The organism is Labilibaculum sp. K2S (assembly GCF_030372765.1).
In the GTDB taxonomy this organism is placed as follows: domain Bacteria; phylum Bacteroidota; class Bacteroidia; order Bacteroidales; family Marinifilaceae; genus Labilibaculum.
This window is the reverse complement of record NZ_JAUCMW010000009.1, coordinates 135536-152704: the sequence shown is the minus strand read 5'-3', so window position 1 is coordinate 152704 and position 17169 is coordinate 135536. Positions and strand designations below refer to the sequence as shown.

General features: G+C 36.7%; 16 protein-coding genes. 10 read left to right on the top strand and 6 right to left on the bottom strand.

From position 1 onward, the window contains the following. Positions 1-2 precede the first annotated feature (2 nt). The 5 genes from QUH73_RS12250 (at position 3) to QUH73_RS12230 (ending at position 6405) form a co-directional block, all read left to right on the top strand. Positions 3-1034: a virulence RhuM family protein gene (locus tag QUH73_RS12250; protein WP_289530725.1), complete on the top strand. Its 1032-nt coding sequence runs from the start codon at positions 3-5 to the stop codon at positions 1032-1034. Between the two features lie 87 nt (positions 1035-1121). Then, positions 1122-3089, top strand: coding sequence for a DEAD/DEAH box helicase (locus QUH73_RS12245; RefSeq protein WP_289530724.1), 1968 nt, complete (start codon positions 1122-1124; stop codon positions 3087-3089). Beyond that, the gene (locus QUH73_RS12240) at positions 3082-4299 is read left to right on the top strand and encodes a GIY-YIG nuclease family protein (RefSeq protein ID WP_289530723.1); all 1218 of its coding nucleotides are present in this window, start codon (positions 3082-3084) and stop codon (positions 4297-4299) included. Before QUH73_RS12245 ends, QUH73_RS12240 begins: the two co-directional genes overlap by 8 nt. Positions 4300-4725: 426 nt before the next feature. Next, positions 4726-5385 carry a hypothetical protein gene (locus QUH73_RS12235; protein WP_289530722.1) on the top strand — a complete coding sequence of 220 codons (660 nt, stop codon included), beginning with the start codon at positions 4726-4728 and terminating at the stop codon, positions 5383-5385. Between the two features lie 264 nt (positions 5386-5649). After that, positions 5650-6405 carry a hypothetical protein gene (locus QUH73_RS12230; RefSeq protein ID WP_289530721.1) on the top strand — a complete coding sequence of 252 codons (756 nt, stop codon included), beginning with the start codon at positions 5650-5652 and terminating at the stop codon, positions 6403-6405. Here the strand turns inward: QUH73_RS12230 and dcm are convergent. Both dcm and dnaK read right to left on the bottom strand, forming a co-directional pair. Beyond that, positions 6402-7382, bottom strand: coding sequence for a DNA (cytosine-5-)-methyltransferase (dcm, locus tag QUH73_RS12225; RefSeq protein WP_289530720.1), 981 nt, complete (start codon positions 7380-7382; stop codon positions 6402-6404). The two genes, QUH73_RS12230 and dcm, sit on opposite strands and share 4 nt — an antisense overlap. Before the next feature lie 192 nt (positions 7383-7574). Beyond that, on the bottom strand, positions 7575-9476 hold the full coding sequence (gene dnaK, locus QUH73_RS12220; protein WP_289530719.1) for a molecular chaperone DnaK: 1902 nt from the start codon (positions 9474-9476) through the stop codon (positions 7575-7577). A gap of 365 nt (positions 9477-9841) precedes the next feature. Here dnaK and panB point away from each other — a divergent pair, with 365 nt between their 5' ends. Then, entirely contained in the window at positions 9842-10660 is an 819-nt protein-coding gene (gene panB, locus QUH73_RS12215; RefSeq protein ID WP_289530718.1) for a 3-methyl-2-oxobutanoate hydroxymethyltransferase, read from the top strand. Positions 10661-10780: 120 nt separating this feature from the next. Next, positions 10781-11479, top strand: a complete 699-nt coding sequence (locus QUH73_RS12210) for an RluA family pseudouridine synthase (RefSeq protein ID WP_289530717.1) — start codon at positions 10781-10783, stop codon at positions 11477-11479. A 77-nt stretch (positions 11480-11556) separates the two neighbouring features. Here the strand turns inward: QUH73_RS12210 and cdd are convergent, their stop codons facing one another. Further along, positions 11557-12042, bottom strand: coding sequence for a cytidine deaminase (gene cdd / locus QUH73_RS12205; RefSeq protein ID WP_289530716.1), 486 nt, complete (start codon positions 12040-12042; stop codon positions 11557-11559). A gap of 319 nt (positions 12043-12361) precedes the next feature. Between cdd and QUH73_RS12200 the strand changes: the two genes are divergently transcribed. Next, positions 12362-13297 (top strand): glucosaminidase domain-containing protein, encoded by a 936-nt coding sequence (locus QUH73_RS12200; protein ID WP_289530715.1) that lies wholly within the window; start codon positions 12362-12364, stop codon positions 13295-13297. Between the two features lie 175 nt (positions 13298-13472). Then, the gene (locus QUH73_RS12195) at positions 13473-13814 is read left to right on the top strand and encodes a hypothetical protein (protein ID WP_289530714.1); all 342 of its coding nucleotides are present in this window, start codon (positions 13473-13475) and stop codon (positions 13812-13814) included. Between the two features lie 60 nt (positions 13815-13874). Here the strand turns inward: QUH73_RS12195 and QUH73_RS12190 are convergent, their stop codons facing one another. The 3 genes from QUH73_RS12190 to QUH73_RS12180 form a co-directional block, all read right to left on the bottom strand. Next, positions 13875-14255 carry a hypothetical protein gene (locus QUH73_RS12190; RefSeq protein WP_289530713.1) on the bottom strand — a complete coding sequence of 127 codons (381 nt, stop codon included), beginning with the start codon at positions 14253-14255 and terminating at the stop codon, positions 13875-13877. Between the two features lie 21 nt (positions 14256-14276). Further along, complete coding sequence (locus tag QUH73_RS12185) at positions 14277-14858, bottom strand: RNA polymerase sigma factor (protein ID WP_289530712.1); 582 nt, start codon at positions 14856-14858, stop codon at positions 14277-14279. A gap of 373 nt (positions 14859-15231) precedes the next feature. Next, positions 15232-16227: an NAD-dependent epimerase/dehydratase family protein gene (locus QUH73_RS12180; RefSeq protein ID WP_289530711.1), complete on the bottom strand. Its 996-nt coding sequence runs from the start codon at positions 16225-16227 to the stop codon at positions 15232-15234. A 499-nt stretch (positions 16228-16726) separates the two neighbouring features. On the opposite strand from QUH73_RS12180, the gene QUH73_RS12175 reads away from it, so the two are divergent. After that, on the top strand, positions 16727-17098 hold the full coding sequence (locus QUH73_RS12175) for a hypothetical protein (RefSeq protein WP_289530710.1): 372 nt from the start codon (positions 16727-16729) through the stop codon (positions 17096-17098). Positions 17099-17169: the final 71 nt, after the last annotated feature.

Sequence of the window (17169 nt, the reverse complement as noted above, 5' to 3'; positions counted from 1 at the left end):
CCATGAATAAGAAACCGGATATAAATAAAAAAAATGAGTTGCAACAGTTCTCTAACTTTGTGATTTTCCAAACCGAAAGTGGCAAGGTTAATATCGATGTTTATTTTCAGGACGAAACACTTTGGCTAACACAAAAACGCATAGCCGAGCTTTTCGAAAAAGGGCGTTCTACCATTACCGAGCATCTTAAAAAGATTTTTTCGGATAATGAATTAGACGAAAATTCAGTATGTCGGGATTTCCGACATACTGCCGAAGATAGCAAGCAATACACAGCAAAATACTACAATCTGCGGGCAATTACAGCTGTGGGTTACCGTGTCAACTCGCACCGTGCCATTGAGTTTCGTAAATGGGCAACCGAAATTTTGCACGAATACATCATCAAAGGTTTTGCAATGGATGATGAGCGACTAAAACAAATCAAACATTTTGGTAAGGATTACTTCGACGAAATGTTGGAACGAATCCGCGAGATTCGTTTAAGCGAACGTCGATTATACCAAAAAATTACTGATATATATGCCCTATCAGCCGATTACGATAGTAAATCAGATATCACTCGTCAGTTTTTTGCTACTGTACAAAACAAATTGCATTGGGCTATAACAGGAAAAACAGCAGCTGAGATTATTTACACCGAAGCCGATGCCGAAAAAATACACATGGGTTTAAAAACATGGAAACAAGCTCCCGATGGTAAAATAGTAAAAAGCGACGTTACTGTAGCCAAAAATTATCTAAACGTTGAGCATATTAAGGCTCTCGAACGAATTGTAAGCTCTTATCTAGATATGGCCGAGAACAGGGCTGTTAACCGACGAGTAATGAACATGAAGGATTGGGATAAATTTTTAATTCAATTCTTAGATTTAGCCGATTATCCTATTTTAACTCACAAAGGAAAAATATCGATGTTAGAGGCAAAACTGAAAGCAGAGGACGAATACGATAAGTTTAGAGTAATTCAAGATAAAAACTACATTTCCGATTTCGACCGTGAGATTAAACGAATAATAAAAAAGAATGATTAATTACGATGCACTGAACGTAGTCGAAGTGTTAATGCTGAATATTATAATTCATCACTCATAATTCACCATTCATAATAAAAAAAATATATGCCCAATTTAGTAGAAGTTAACTACCAACAAACAGGAAAAAGCAAAAAGACCAATGAATTTGGTATGCGCGAAATGCAGGAAAAAGCATTCGAAGCTCGTACGGCCCAGTATCTTTTAATTAAAGCACCTCCTGCTTCGGGTAAGTCCAGAGCCCTAATGTTTATTGCCTTAGACAAACTTAAAAAGCAAGGCATCAAAAAAGTAATTGTTGCCGTTCCCGAAAAATCAATTGGTGCATCATTTGGTACTACCGAATTAAAAAAAAACGGTTTTTTTGCCGACTGGTCTCCAAACCCAAAATACAACCTTTGTACTCCGGGCGAAGAGAAGAGTAAAGTATCTGCTTTTTTACAGTTTTTAGAAACTGATGAGCAAATTTTAGTTTGTACTCACGCCACATTACGATTTGCATTCGATGGTTTAGACGAAAAGAAATTGAACGGTACATTGGTCGCAATCGACGAATTTCATCACGTTTCGGCTGATGGGGATAACCGTTTGGGCGAGGTTCTCAAAAACATTATGGCTAAATCTAATGCACACGTAGTTGCCATGACAGGCTCGTATTTTAGAGGCGACAATGTGCCTGTTTTAATACCCGAAGACGAGGCCAAATTCACGAAAGTAACCTACACTTATTATCAGCAGCTAAATGGTTACGAATACCTTAAATCATTAGGTATTGGGTATCACTTTTATACAGGTCGGTATTTTAAAAAACATCCCGAAAAAGAGATGTCTGCTTTAGCAGAAATTCTGGATGAATCAAAAAAAACCATCATCCATATCCCAAGTGTAAATTCTGCAGAATCATCAAAAGAAAAATTAGAAGAAGTCAGTCATATTATCGATGTATTAGGAGACTTAGACTATCAGGACAAAGAAACAGGTGTTTTATATGTAAAAAGTAAAAAATCAGGTAAAATACTTAAGGTTGCCGACCTTGTTAACGATGATCAAAAAGCTAGAGAAAAAATAAGTAACTACCTAAGAACGATCAGTTCGCCCGATGATATGGACATCATTATTGCATTGGGTATGGCAAAAGAGGGGTTCGACTGGCCATATTGCCAACATGCTTTAACCATTGGCTATAGAGGTTCTTTAACCGAAATTATACAAATTATAGGTCGCGCAACCCGTGATAGCAGTAATAAAACTCATGCGCAATTCACTAACCTTATTGCTCAGCCCGATGCCGAAGACAACGACATAAAACTATCTGTAAACAACATGCTTAAAGCGATTACAGCATCATTATTAATGGAGCAAGTTTTAGCACCAAACTTCAAATTCAAAATCAAGAAAGATGATGATGACGAAGACAATTCCGATGATGAAGACGATGATAGAACCATTAAAATAAGGGGGTTTAAGCTACCAACATCTCAACGTGCAAAAGATATTATTGATACGGATCTTAACGATTTAAAGGCTAAAATTCTTCAGGATGATAAAATGCTTAAAGCTATGCCTGGTAATATTGAGCCCGAGGTAATCAATACAGTTTTAATTCCTAAAATTATCAGAGAAATATATCCTGATTTAAGTGATGAAGATGTTGAAGCAGTAAGACAACATGTAGTGGTCGATTCTGTAATAAAAAATAGTACAATAGAAGAACAAGGCGATAAAAAGTTTATTCGCATGGCAGGTAGTTTTGTTAATATCGATGATATTCATATCGACCTTATTGATCAGATTAATCCATTTCAAAAAGCATTTGAAATATTATCAAAATCGGTAACAACACAAGTTTTAAAATTAATTGACGAACACATACAATCTACAAAGATTGATATGACTGAAGACGAAGCCATACTATTATGGCCTAAAATTAAAGAGTGGAGAGAAAAAACAGGAGAAGTTCCAAGTATTCAATCTTTCGACCATAAAGAGAAAAGAATGGCAGAGGCTATTATCTTTTTAAAAGAGCTAAAACGTCAAAGAGATTTAAATGAGTAAGAAAAAACCAACATTAGACGACATCTTTAACGATGATAATTTTGGATTATTAGAATCAAAAGCTAAAACTTCGAATGTAAAATCCGAAGAAGATAGACTTATTGACTCTTTTGAAGAAATCAATTCGTTTTACGATAAAAATAAAAGAGAGCCCAGCACATCAAGTATGTCTGAATATGGTTTATTGGCAAAACTTAAAAATTTCAGACAAAACGAAGAGCAAAAAATTATATTAAAACCATTTGACAGGCACAATCTGTTAGGCCATGTCGAAATCGAAAAACCATCCTTAGATGATATTTTAAATGAAGTTGATGATTTTGGATTGCTCAGTAACGATGATGAATTATCTATATTCAAATTTAATCATACGCCTAAACCAGAGGATAGAGCCGAAACTGATTTTGTTGCTCGTAGAAAATCATTATCCGAAGAGGAATTTGCACCATACGAAGAAATGTTTCATAAGGTGCATCAAGAAATAAAAGAGGGCAAAAGGAAAATTAAAACGTTCCACAATATCGAAAAAAACCTTCATGTGGGCGATTTCTATGTAATGGACGGCATTTTACTTTATCTTGAAACAGCAGATTTAAAAAGAGAAGAATGGGAACAGAAATCAGGTAACCGAGTACGTATTGAAGGCAGAACTAAAACTGTTTTCGAAAATGCTACTTATAGCAATATGCTATTTAGATCATTAGGTAAGCAAATTCAGAAAAACGGCAAGTTAGTAACCAATACTGATGCAAAATCAGAACAAGAAATGTTTGTTAATGCCAATTTAATCGCAGAAGAAGACATGCAAACAGGTTGGATTTACGTTCTAAAAACACAATCTAAAAATCCAGAATTAACATCAATAAAAGATTTATACAAAATCGGATTTTCAAGCACTTCGGTTGACGAAAGAATTAAAAATGCTAAAAACGAAGCAACATATCTTTTTGCCGGTGTAAAAAAAGTGGCTACATATAAATGTTACAATCGCAATGCAGACAAGCTCGAAATTTTGCTTCATCGTTTTTTTGCTAATGCTTGTTTAGATATTGATTTGTTCAACGAAAAAGGACAGCGCCTTAATCCAAGAGAATGGTTTGTTGTTCCCTTTGAAGTTATTGAGGAAGCAATCAAATTAATACTGAATGAGAATATTGTGAATTACGCATACGACTCTAATTCTAAAAAAGTAAAATTAAAAGATCAGTAGCAAATCTTTTTCTTGTTTAGGCGCTTGTGCAATAAAAGCTCAAAGAGCTTAAACTGTTTTTAAACAAAAACTATGTATCATTTTCTTTTGTCTGTTTAACATTTTTAACTACTTTCATAACTGATTTTTACAAAATCAGATGCAAATACCCTCAAACACCAACAAATATGGGGTATGTTAAATAGAACAGCAGTTACAAAGAGCAGAACGGCGGGTACAAATGGTCAAACAGCCGTGATTAATAACAAAACGGTCGTGATTGATGGTTAAACGACCGTGATTAGTGGCAAAACAACTGTAGTTTAAGGCAAAACGTTTGTGATGGGTAGGCAAACAGTGGGGATAGATAATCAAACGCTTTTTAGACGCATCTGTTCTTTAAAAATGTATTTTATTTTTTTAGTATAAACTTTAAATACATTACACATGATTAGAACACAAAGCAAGTCCGAAGGACAGCTAATCGAAACATTCCGCATTTCATTGGCAAATGTCGAAAATCAACCCAAAATTGCAGCAACAATGGCCGAGTTCGGTTATGATTTATCTACTATCACAAAAGGCAGGGAATTATTAGAAGCAACTATCTCCGCTTTTAATTTCAACCAGCAAGAAGACAATGAAACCATTCAAGCTCGTGCCGATTTCGATGCGAAAGTCACTCTAATGACTGAAAAATATACATCGCATCGCAGAAAAGCTAAAGTCGCTTTCCGTAAAGACGAAGTAGTACTTAAACAACTTGGTTTGGCAGGGAACTATTCCAAAGCTTACACGAAATGGATTACTACAATGAAAACATTTTACAATGGAGTTCAGACAAATGCAGCCCATTTAGCGAAACTATTAGTTTATAAAATTACCGAAGAAGAGATTGCAGCTTGCATTACAGAAATTAATGCCTTAGAAACAACTAGAACATTATATTTAAAAGAAGTTGGGGAATCACAGGAAGCCACAAAGTTAAAAGACAAAGCCCTTGCTGACCTGGAGGAATGGATGAGCGACTTCTACGCTGTTGCAAAAATAGCAATGGAAGACCAACCACAACTTCTCGAATCATTAGGACTATTAGTTCGTAGCTAGTAGCAGGCATTTGCAGGCATATTGCCAAAGGCCACGTACCAACGCACAATCAAACTTTGGCAAAGCCTGCAAGTAACAATTGAATAGCTTATCTCTCTAAAACCGCTGGTACAGAACAAAAGTAACTCTTGCTTAACCACTTCCAATTCCAAAAAAATAGAAGGAAACCTTAAAACTTTGCGACTCAGGTATAACTTTTAAATAGCCATAGTAGTAATTTCTCTACTATAAATTTTAGTGAAGTACTTGGTTTAAACTAAAACAATGAAATTAGAGCTTAAGAATTCCCGTGAATATTTTATTACTGCTAAAAGAGAATTTAAAGCAGTTGCAATCGACCGTATTACAATTGTCGCTTGTTTTGATTTTGCATGGCGCATGGTTTTTGGGGAAGGCCATCATCGAAGGCATCGTTCGGGAGGAAAGCAGGAAAGGAAAAGGGGCGAATTGTTTGCGAATACTTTTCAGGGGAAATTGGCCGAATTTGTTACCTACAGGGAGCTGTTGAAAAGAGGTTTTGCAGATGTTGAGAAACCCGATACCGGTATTTACGGCAAAGGCATTTGGGATGATGCCGATCTGGAATACCGGGGCAAAAGAATCAATATTAAATCGGCGGCTTTTTTTTCCAATTTGTTACTGCTCGAAGCAAAAGACTGGAATGGGAAAGGGGAGTACATTCCTAATTTGGCGAACGGCACCAAGCAACACTACGATTTCTTTTTACTGGTGAGAACTAAGCCTGATAGTAAAAAGCTGTTGAAACACCATCAGCTTTTTTACTCCAACGAGCTTGATTTTGAGCAGTTGAAAGAAATAATATTGGGTGAGAAATGGACTTTCGATTTTGCGGGTGTTTGCACTCAGGAAACCATCAGGCACATTATTGGTGAAGGGTATCGGTTGCCTCAGAATGCTCTTTTAAACGGCAAAATAAAAATGGATGCAACCAATTACTACATCCAGTGCGGCGATTTAAAAGAATTCGATTTCCTGATTTGTGAATTGCAAAAGCTTTAGTTACCGCTGATTTTGCAGTCAATCCCCTTAATTGCTTTTAGTATGTTTTCGGCAATTTTCTCGATAACGGGAACACTCACCGAGTTTCCGGCTTGTTTGTAGAGGTGTGAGTTGGCAATTTCGGGCAAAATATAAGTATCGGGAAAGCCCTGAAACTTAAAACACTCTTTGGGCGTTAATTTTCTGATTCCGAACTCAGTTTTTATTAAAGGTACATTGTGTCCGCCAGTGCCCATATTGGCCGTTAAAGTGGGGCAAACATCCGATTTGTTCTCTCTCACATATTGTCTTCGGAACTGATATACGGTATCGTCTCTTGTGATATCGTTCTGCAGCATTTCAAACATGTACTTGTCTTCGCGGTAATAAAATTTCTCATCTACTTTATCTTTTAGGAGTACACTTTTCACCTTTCGGGTTAAGGTTTCTTTGGCCGGAAAATCGAAGTATTTATAGTTTTCGGGGTACACATTTTTATCGAAGCCGATAATGAAAATCCGTTCCCTGTTGTGTGGAATGTTGCCGTAATCTTTTGTGTTCAGTACTTTGGAGTGAAAAGAATAGTTTCTCTTCTCGATTTCGTTCCGAATTACTGTAAAGGTATTTCCTTTATCGTGCCCAACCAGATTTTTCACATTTTCGAAGAATAAAACTTTGGGTCTCATTTCGTCCACAAAATCGAGCATTCTAAAAAAATGATTTCCCCGGTTGTCGCCGAATCCTTTTCTGTAGCCTGCCACCGAAAAAGGCTGACAGGGAAAACCACCGGCAAGCACATCTACTTTATTCAAGCTGCTGATATCAATTTCCATGATATCGCCTTCAATCAGTTTGTGAGTGAAATTTTCACGATAGGTAACACAGGCGTTTTTGTCGTATTCGTTGGCCCAGGAAACAGCAAATCCTGAGTTTTTAAATCCCAGACAGATTCCGCCAACACCTGCATATAAACTCCCAACTGTAAATTTGTTCTTCATAAATCTGATAATTGTAGTTTGCGAAAATAGGGGTTTTTATTGAAAAATGAGAACGGAAACAGGTTAAAGGAGAGTGGAAAATAAGAATGAGTAATTGGCCTGCAGGTGAAAGTAAGAATCAGTTACAATTTGTACAAATAAAAAATGGCGGTCAATTAATTTGACCGCCATTTGCTTTTATCTGAAGTTGAATTATTTCACTTCTTCGAAGTCTACATCAGTAACTTCGTCATTTTTGGATGCACCTTCAGCTTGAGGTTCGCCTCCTGGCTGACCAGCCTGAGTATCTTGTGCCTGAGCGTTGTACATCTCCTGAGAAGCTGCCTGGAAAACAGTGTTCAACTCTTCAACTGCTGCATTACATGCATCAACATCCTGAGCTGCGTGAGCAGTTTTCAATTTAGCCAAAGCATCTTCGATAGGCTGCTTTTTATCAGCAGGAAGTTTATCGCCGATTTCTTTCAATTGCTTTTCAGTCTGGAAAATCATACTGTCAGCTTTGTTCAAAGCATCAACTTTTTCTTTTGCTGCATTATCAGCAGTTTCGTTTTCTTTTGCTTCCTGTCTCATTCTTTCGATTTCAGCATCAGATAATCCTGATGAAGCTTCGATACGAATACTTTGCTCTTTTCCAGTTCCTTTGTCTTTCGCAGAAACATGAAGAATACCATTCGCGTCAATATCAAAAGTAACTTCGATTTGAGGAATTCCACGAGGTGCTGGTGGAATGCTGTCTAAATGGAAACGGCCAATTGTTTTGTTGCCGTTAGCCATCGGACGCTCACCCTGAAGAATGTGAATTTCTACAGAAGGCTGGTTATCAGCAGCAGTTGTAAAAGTTTCAGTTTTCTTAGTAGGAATGGTTGTGTTCGACTCAATTAATCTTGTCATTACACTTCCCATTGTTTCGATTCCCAATGAAAGAGGAGTAACATCTAAAAGAAGTACATCTGTTACATCACCGGAAAGAACACCACCTTGAATTGCTGCACCAACTGCAACCACCTCATCAGGATTAACACCTTTTGAAGGAACTTTTCCAAAGTAATCCTCAACCAGTTTCTGAATAGCAGGAATACGTGTAGATCCACCCACTAAAATTACTTCGTCAATGTCGGATGTTGAAATACCAGCATCTTTAAGAGCCAATTTACAAGGTTCAAGAACAGCTTGAATCAATTTGTCAGACAATTGCTCGAATTGTGCACGGGATAATGATTTAACAAGGTGTTTTGGAATACCATCAACCGGCATAATGTATGGCAAATTGATTTCAGTGCTGGTAGAACTTGAAAGTTCAACCTTAGCTTTTTCAGCAGCTTCTTTCAAACGTTGAAGAGCCATAGGATCTTTACGTAAGTCAATTCTTTCATCGGCAAGGAAACTTTCAGCCAACCAGTCAATAATCACCTGATCGAAATCATCACCACCAAGGTGAGTATCACCGTTAGTTGATTTTACTTCGAATACACCGTCACCCAATTCAAGAACAGAAATATCGAATGTTCCACCACCAAGGTCAAACACAGCAATTTTCATATCCTGAGCTTTCTTATCAAGACCATATGCCAATGCAGCTGCAGTAGGCTCGTTAATAATACGTTTTACTGTAAGACCGGCAATTTCACCAGCTTCTTTAGTAGCCTGACGTTGTGAATCGTTGAAATAAGCAGGAACAGTAATTACTGCCTCGGTTACTTCTTGTCCTAAATAGTCTTCAGCAGTTTTCTTCATTTTCTGAAGAACCATAGCTGAAATCTCTTGTGCAGAATATTTACGGTCATCGATAAGAACACGAGGTGTGTTGTTATCACCTTTGATTACTTTATAAGGAACGCGACCAATTTCTTTAGTCACTTTATCGAAACTTTCTCCCATGAATCTCTTGATAGAAGAAATTGTTTTTGTTGGATTTGTAATAGCCTGACGTTTTGCAGGATCCCCAACTTTTCTTTCACCGTTTTCTATAAAAGCAACAATAGATGGTGTTGTTCTTTTACCTTCGCTATTAGGAATAACAACAGGCTCGTTACCCTCCATTACAGAAACACAAGAGTTGGTTGTTCCTAAGTCAATTCCAATTATTTTACCCATTTTTAGTATTTATTTAATGTTTTAATTCTATTACTTGTTTGAGATGTTTGTTTCATCCGATAGCAATTTATCAAAGCCTGTGCCATTAGTTATTTTGCCAAAAGAAATGTTATTCTGGCATCGGCGGGCGAAATTTTATGCATTCGACTGACATGTTTTCTGCCAAAAAGACAGAACAATCTAATTTCGAAGTAGGAATTATTAATTGCAAATTGAGTGCTGTCTGGAAATGATTTTCACTTTTTTAAGCTTTTGCCTTTCTTCTTTTATCTTGTTGCTTTTGCCTTATTTTATAACTTTGCAATTCAATATTCATTATTGTTGGTTAGATTTGATTAGCCAAACTAATATCAAAAATTTTAAAAATGTCAATCCATAAAGAATCCGCAAAGAGAGTTACTACACATGTACTTTCTGAAATGAAGTTGAAGGGCGAGAAAATTTCTATGCTTACTTCGTATGATTATTCCATGGCACTGATTGTTGACAGAGCAGGTATAGATGTAATCCTGGTTGGCGATTCGGCTTCCAATGTAATGGCCGGACACGAAACTACTTTGCCAATTACTTTGGATCAGATGATTTATCATGGTGCATCGGTTGTAAAAGCTGTGCAAAGAGCATTGGTTGTTGTCGATCTTCCGTTTGGAACTTATCAGGGAAATTCGAAAGAAGCTTTGAACTCATCCATCCGAATTATGAAAGAGGCCAGTGCCGATGCAGTGAAGCTGGAAGGTGGCCGTGAAGTTTTGGAATCGGTGAATCGAATTCTTTCTGCAGGAATTCCGGTAATGGGGCATTTGGGTTTAACGCCGCAGTCTATTCATAAATTTGGAACCTATGCGGTTCGTGCCAAAGAGGACGAAGAAGCCGAAAAGTTGGTTGAAGATGCTAAACTGTTGGAAGAAGCAGGATGTTTTGCCATTGTTTTAGAAAAAATTCCAGCAGCTTTAGCAACTAAGGTCGCACAGAGTGTTGCCATTCCAATTATTGGAATTGGTGCCGGCGGCGGTGTTGATGGTCAGGTTTTGGTGATTCATGATATGTTGGGAATTACTCAGGAGTTTTCTCCACGTTTCTTACGAAGATATCACAACTTATTTGCTGAAATACAAGGAGCTGTAGAGACTTATATTGGTGATGTAAAATCAAGGGAATTCCCGAATGAGAGAGAGCAGTACTAAAAGCAGAAGGAACGGGAATAAAGTCTTAGGCATCAAGTATCAGATCCGATGATAAGTATCAAGTCTTTTTTCTTACCTTTGCGCGCTTTCATTTGAAAATTAAATAAATAAGGAGTACCAATGGCGAAAGAACAATTGGATATATTATTCGAAGACAATCATATAATTGCCGTAAATAAAAAGTGTGGTGATATTGTGCAGGGTGATAAATCGGGCGACGAACCTTTAAGTGAAAAGGTAAAAGCCTATATAAAGGAAAAATACAACAAACCCGGCGATGTTTTTTTAGGTGTTCCACATCGTATCGACAGACCCGTTAGTGGTGTTATTGTGTTTGCTAAAACCAGCAAGGCTTTAACCCGTTTAAGTCTGATGTTTCAGCAAAAGGATAAGGAAATCAGTAAAATATATTGGGCAATTGTTCAAAACTGTCCAAGACTCGAGGAAGAAACATTAACTCATTACTTGCTGAAAAACGAAGAGAAGAACAAAACCAATGTTTTCGATAAATTGAAACACGGAGCTAAGGAAGCAACTTTAGAATATAAGTTACTGACTCGTTCTCAGAAATATTTTATGCTCGAAGTGAAACTGCATACCGGTCGTCATCATCAGATTCGTGCACAGCTGGCCAAAATTGGTGTTCCAATTCGCGGCGATTTAAAGTACGGAGCTCCACGGTCTAAAACCGGCGGTGGAATTGGTTTGCACGCCAGAGAAATATCGTTTATTCATCCGGTAAAACAAGAGCCGATTCGAATTGTTGCTCCTGTTCCCAAGAATGATAATCTTTGGAAAGAACTGGCGAATCAGCTATAAGTAAACGGGGACTCTTAATAAAGAATAAGAAATGGCTAAATCATCAGCAAGCGCTTACGATTTAGCCATTTTAAATATTATTCATCAAGCATTTCTTTTTCAAAATACAGGGGAAGCATTTCTTTTATCGTTTCAACAATTCTGATTTTTTTCTCCCCATACAAAATCAATTTAATTGGCTGATTGAATCTTTCTTCCGTTTCCAATAATACCTGTCGGCACGAACCGCAAGGAGGAATTGGTTTGTCTGAAAATTCATCATTGGTACGCGCAGTAACCGCAATTGCTTTAACGGCTGTGTTGGGAAATTTTGAATTGGCATAAAACATGGCAACACGCTCGGCACACAGGCCGGAAGGATAAGCCGAATTCTCCTGATTATTACCTTGAATGATTTCATCATTTTCGAGAAGAATGGCTGCGCCAACACCAAATTTTGAATAGGGTGAATAGGAGCGGTGAGCTGCTTCTTTGGCATTTTTAACCAATTCTTGTTCTTTCAGAGGTAATTCATCTACCGAATCGTATTCGAATACAGTTGTAATTATTTGAGTTTTCTTCATTAGTTATTCTGTTTGCTCAGATTGTTTTACGAATTATTGGTATTCCTGCTTAAAGAAATGGAAGCTTGTATCCATTTCAAATGGCAATTAAATCAATACTTTCTGAAATTTAAACATTTTTTTAATAATTATAATAAACAAGCAAGAATAGGCGTTTCCATACATCAGAAACAGATTGTTAATTAAATTAATTGTTTAAAGTAACGGAGGATAACAGGATTGTTATATTTTTATGGTTGTTTTGGAAATCGCGACTAATATATACATAAATAGATTGATTTCCCATTTTTCACACACGATTCAAAAAAACCTAAACCGAATGAAGAGAGTTTTCCTATATATCGTACTGAGTTTTGTTCTTGGTACATCTGTTTTTGCAAAAGACTTAACCCGAAAACAATACATCGAAAAATATAAGGATTTAGCTGTTCGCGAAATGCTGCGAACAGGAATTCCAGCTAGTATTACTTTGGCTCAGGGGTTACTTGAATCCGGAAACGGCAACTCAATACTGGCAAAAAAAGGCAATAATCATTTCGGAATTAAGTGTCACGACTGGACCGGTCCGAGTATGAAAATGGATGATGACCGCAGAAATGAGTGTTTTAGAAAGTATGATCATGCCTATGATTCTTATAAAGATCATTCTCAATTTTTAACCACCCGCTCGCGTTATGCATTTCTGTTTAAATACGGTTCCAATGATTACAAGCGTTGGGCTCATGGCTTAAAAAAAGCAGGATACGCTACCGATCCTCAATATGCACATCGATTGATAAAAATTATTGATGAGGAAAATTTGCATCAGCTTGATCAAAAAGGGAAAGGTGAAGATCTGATTATTGAAAAACCTACAGGAACCGATTTGGCAGATATTGATTCTTATTTGGAAATTGATCCGTTTGGAGCACGCTTGGAAATTGCGAATGGAGTGCATTATATAACCACCAAAAAAGGCGATACATTTTTTAGTATTGAGAAAAATTTAGGGGTAAACCGTAGGAAACTCTTGAGGTATAATGATCTTCCCAAGAATTATATTCTGCAGCTCGATCAACGATTGTATTTGCACAACAAGCGCGGAAGAGCAGCCCGAGGTTACAATTTCCATAGGGTGAAAGAAGGGGAAAGCTTGTATAGTATTTCGCAGGAATATGGAGTTCGGTTGAAGAGGATCCGAAAATTTAATGGAGTGGATAAGAATTACAAGCCTGAGCCTGGAGAACGAATATGGCTGAGACATAAAAAGAGATAAGTAATTGAATCCGGTTCGAAAGAATCGGATTTTTCATTGATTAGGTTTTTTCTTTCGTTTTACATAAATTTAAAATTCACAGGCAAGATAATGGAGTATCCATAAACCTAAGGGAAACCGGGGATAATTGCGTTAATATTTTGCATTTTTAATCATATAACTAAATCGAAAAAAAATGAGACAGCTTTTTTTTATTGTTCTTTTAGCAATTTTTGCTTGTAGTTGTGCAATAACTCAAACTACGGTTACGCCGCCACCTAATGTAAATGTACCCAAGCATGCTGTTTTTATTTCGCAATCGGGAACTCAGAATTATTTAATGCAAACAGTTCTGGATTTGAAGAACAACGAAATGGTGGTGTTGAGTTATAATTTCAATTATCTGTCAACCGTAATTAGAACGGGTATTTATTTAAATCCTGATGATTACAAAGGGGTGCACATTATAGGAACAGATGCACCGTTTAAAGAAGAGGTGGAAGAAAACAAAACGGAAACTTCAGAGGAAAATAAATAAATTAAAAATGGGGCAATTCAATAGCAGATTGCCCCATTTCATTTTTAAGACGTTTAGAATTTATTCTTCCAATTGATCTTTTGTACGGCTCAGCAGCAGTACATCGGCTACCTGAATCGAAAGAATACAAAGCACACCAAACAGAAGAGGATATTTGTACGTAAAAACCAGTTCGAGAATGACATCTACTTTAGCCGATTTTAAATAGTAAAGCAGGCCAAAAGCGATTCCGGGAATGCCAAGATATCCTAAACTCATCATTAACATACGCAGCAATGCCTCTTTAACCGATTTTTGTTTCTCCACCTTTTCGGTCACTAAATCGGCAAAATCATCAGGAATCGAAACCGAAAAATCCTGCTCAAGACTCTCCTTAAGCAGTTCATCAATCAGTTTTAATTCATCTAAATTCCAGTTTTCTTCTGCATTTTCGAAATTCATATTCATATCTGTATTAAAATCTCAAAGTCCTTTCCTCTCATATCTTGAATCTCTTTTCAATTCGCTTTTCTCCAACATTTCTTTCAGCATTTTCCGGGCTCTAAAAATATAATTTTTCACTGTTCCCTCGGGCAAACCAGTTATTTCCACTATTTCGTGGTAGGCGTATTCCTCCAAATGATACAAACTCAAAACTGTTTTGTATTGAGCCGGAAGTCTGTCAACCATTTGTTGAACCATTTCCTTCAACTCTTTTTTCTGCGTCAACTGCTCCGGATTTTCATCAGAAACTCTGCTGTGTTTTAGCAATTCATACTGCGGTTCTCCAATATCCACATCGGGTTTTCTCTTTCTTAAATGATTCACCGATACCCGGTAAGCAATGGTTGCAATCCATGTCGAAAGTTTCGAATCACCTCTAAATTCAGGCAATTTCTGATGCACCTTTATGAAAACCTCCTGCGCCACATCCTCCAAATCTTCCTGCTGATTCAACAATCTTCCGGCTACATGAAACACCAATCGCTCATATTGCTTCACCAAATATCGGAAAGCTTGAGGATTGCCATTACAAATCTGTTGTATCAGCTCGGTTTCGTTCATCTTTGAAGGAGTAGACAAGCACTCTCATTTATTTGTTGCACGATATGGCAATTAAATTTCATTTTCTTTTGGGCGTTCCCCTTCGGGTCGGGTCATCCGCTCATACTCCTCGTTCGTACCTCACTGCGGGGTAACCGCTTCTACCCCTAACGCATGTGCCCTGTAAGCAAGCAATTCTAAAGTTAGGGTATTTTTAGATCCACTATTTGAAATTAAGCGTGGTGCTCCTGTTTTAAATCGGGGTACAAGTAAGCATACCTCCTTCACCTTTAGGAGAAAGGGCCGGGGATGAGGTCTTTTTGACGAATTTAAATACCTAAATTCCAGATTGCAAATTCGGGTCAGCTGATTTACCTCATCCTATTCTTCGCCTTTAGAAAAAGGGGTATAAGGCCTTATAGGCATTTAAAATGTTGTCAATTTTAGCATTGGTTTCGGGATTAATAAATTTCATATCCGGATTTTGATTCAGCCATTTTAAGGTTCTTTTTATTCCAGTGGAAAATGGGATTGCAGCCTTAAATTCCGGCACAAAAGTTTTGATCTTTGTATTATCAAAAATGACACTTTCACTTTTATCGGCAAGCAATGTTCCTGTAAAAGAAGGTTCTATTTTACAAATAAAATCAGAAGCAATATGCACCACCTTTGCTTCACAACCTAAACTGTCAGCTAAAATTTTATAAATCATGTTCCAACTTAAAATTTCGTCGGAAGTAATATGAAAAGCATGTCCTATGGCTTGTGTTAAACCCAATAAGCCAACCAATCCTTTTGCAAAATCATCCGAATGGGTTACAGTCCATAATGAAGTTCCGTCGCCGTGAATAATAATACTTTTTCCTTTTAAAATTCTGTCAGCAGTTGTATATTCCTTAAATCCCCCAATGGCAATTGGGATTACAGTATCATATGTTAACGAAGGGCGCACAATTGTAACAGGAAAATTTTCTTCCCGATAAGCTTTCATTAATCGCTCTTCACATTTAATTTTATTAGCCGAGTAATCCCATAAATTATTACTTAAGGGAGTCGATTCAGTAATTATAGGATAACTAAGTGGTGTTTGATAGCACGAAGCAGAACTTATAAAGATGTATTGTTTGGTTTTTCCTTTAAAAAAGGCAATATCACGTTCAATATCATCTGGTGTAAAGGCGATCCAGTTTACAACAACATCCCAGTTGTGTTTTTTCAGATCGGTTACCTCATTCATTTTATTACTATCACCTAATATAACTTTAACACCTGATATTTTCCGGAGTGTATTCCCTCTGTTCAAGTGATAAATTTCAATTCCTTTTTCAATGGCTAATTGGGTGGATGAAGTACTTATGTTTCCTGAACCTCCTATAAATAATACTTTCATTCTTGGTTGTTGGGTGGTTAATAAAATCTTGATTAGCAAGATAAAAATAAATTAATAGTAAAAGTCACACCTTTAATCTTATACCAATTTAATTTCAAAAGTATCTTTAATAAAATGGAATAATTTTCTGCCGGATCGAGGCAAAAAAGTAAAAGACAGCCAGGTTAGCTTGCATCTTTTTTAACGAAGATATAGCTGAAAAGAAACATTTTATAAGATCAATTTTGATGTTAATTTGGTATTATTTATTTCTGCAATTGAATTAGGTACTTTTATTTTCTTCTGCGTTGAGGCTGGTGGTGATGTGGGTTTTGCTTCGGCTCCCATTAACTTTTTAAAAATAATAAATACACTCAAGAGGTCGTTTTCGGGTGAAAATTTGTTTTTCGGACAAGTCTTGAGGGGATGAGGTGTAAAAAAAACAAAAATTTTTTGCAACATTCTGCAAAGCACTCTGGTCTAATAGGCAAAATACATTCAGAAACTTAAAACTTAAAATATGAATTTAGGCGAAGTATTAATGGCAGCGGTGGTTTTTTATAGTATTGTTACTTTTGTTAAAATTATGTCATCGCATTTTTTGAAGCGAAAAATTATTAAAACAGGACATTTCGATCGTGCTGAAATATTGGATCAGAATACTGATGTTGAAGTGAAAAAACAAGTGAAATACGATCAGTATCCGGCTTTAAAATGGGGCTTGGTTGTTTTGTTTGGCGGACTGGGCTTAATAGGTATAGAAATTTTAGGTTTAAATTATCCCGAATTTATCCGCTACAATAGTGTAATGCCTTATGGTATTGAATTCGTTTCGGTCTCTATTGGTTTCTTGTTGTATTATTTAATAATGAGCAAAAAAGTAAAAGAGTAAACTTCTTTATCGATCATAGTCAAAGTAAAACCTCCGGTTGCAAATAATTTGCCCCCGGAGGTTTTTTAATA

Bases quoted from the DNA above. Each gene is read 5' to 3' on its own strand.
- QUH73_RS12250 (WP_289530725.1), top strand. From the start codon at position 3: ATGAATAAGAAACCGGATATAAATAAAAAAAATGAGTTGCAACAGTTC.
- QUH73_RS12245 (WP_289530724.1), top strand. From the start codon at position 1,122: ATGCCCAATTTAGTAGAAGTTAACTACCAACAAACAGGAAAAAGCAAA.
- QUH73_RS12240 (WP_289530723.1), top strand. From the start codon at position 3,082: ATGAGTAAGAAAAAACCAACATTAGACGACATCTTTAACGATGATAAT.
- QUH73_RS12235 (WP_289530722.1), top strand. From the start codon at position 4,726: ATGATTAGAACACAAAGCAAGTCCGAAGGACAGCTAATCGAAACATTC.
- QUH73_RS12230 (WP_289530721.1), top strand. From the start codon at position 5,650: ATGAAATTAGAGCTTAAGAATTCCCGTGAATATTTTATTACTGCTAAA.
- dcm (WP_289530720.1), bottom strand. From the start codon at position 7,382: ATGAAGAACAAATTTACAGTTGGGAGTTTATATGCAGGTGTTGGCGGA.
- dnaK (WP_289530719.1), bottom strand. From the start codon at position 9,476: ATGGGTAAAATAATTGGAATTGACTTAGGAACAACCAACTCTTGTGTT.
- panB (WP_289530718.1), top strand. From the start codon at position 9,842: ATGTCAATCCATAAAGAATCCGCAAAGAGAGTTACTACACATGTACTT.
- QUH73_RS12210 (WP_289530717.1), top strand. From the start codon at position 10,781: ATGGCGAAAGAACAATTGGATATATTATTCGAAGACAATCATATAATT.
- cdd (WP_289530716.1), bottom strand. From the start codon at position 12,042: ATGAAGAAAACTCAAATAATTACAACTGTATTCGAATACGATTCGGTA.
- QUH73_RS12200 (WP_289530715.1), top strand. From the start codon at position 12,362: ATGAAGAGAGTTTTCCTATATATCGTACTGAGTTTTGTTCTTGGTACA.
- QUH73_RS12195 (WP_289530714.1), top strand. From the start codon at position 13,473: ATGAGACAGCTTTTTTTTATTGTTCTTTTAGCAATTTTTGCTTGTAGT.
- QUH73_RS12190 (WP_289530713.1), bottom strand. From the start codon at position 14,255: ATGAATTTCGAAAATGCAGAAGAAAACTGGAATTTAGATGAATTAAAA.
- QUH73_RS12185 (WP_289530712.1), bottom strand. From the start codon at position 14,858: ATGAACGAAACCGAGCTGATACAACAGATTTGTAATGGCAATCCTCAA.
- QUH73_RS12180 (WP_289530711.1), bottom strand. From the start codon at position 16,227: ATGAAAGTATTATTTATAGGAGGTTCAGGAAACATAAGTACTTCATCC.
- QUH73_RS12175 (WP_289530710.1), top strand. From the start codon at position 16,727: ATGAATTTAGGCGAAGTATTAATGGCAGCGGTGGTTTTTTATAGTATT.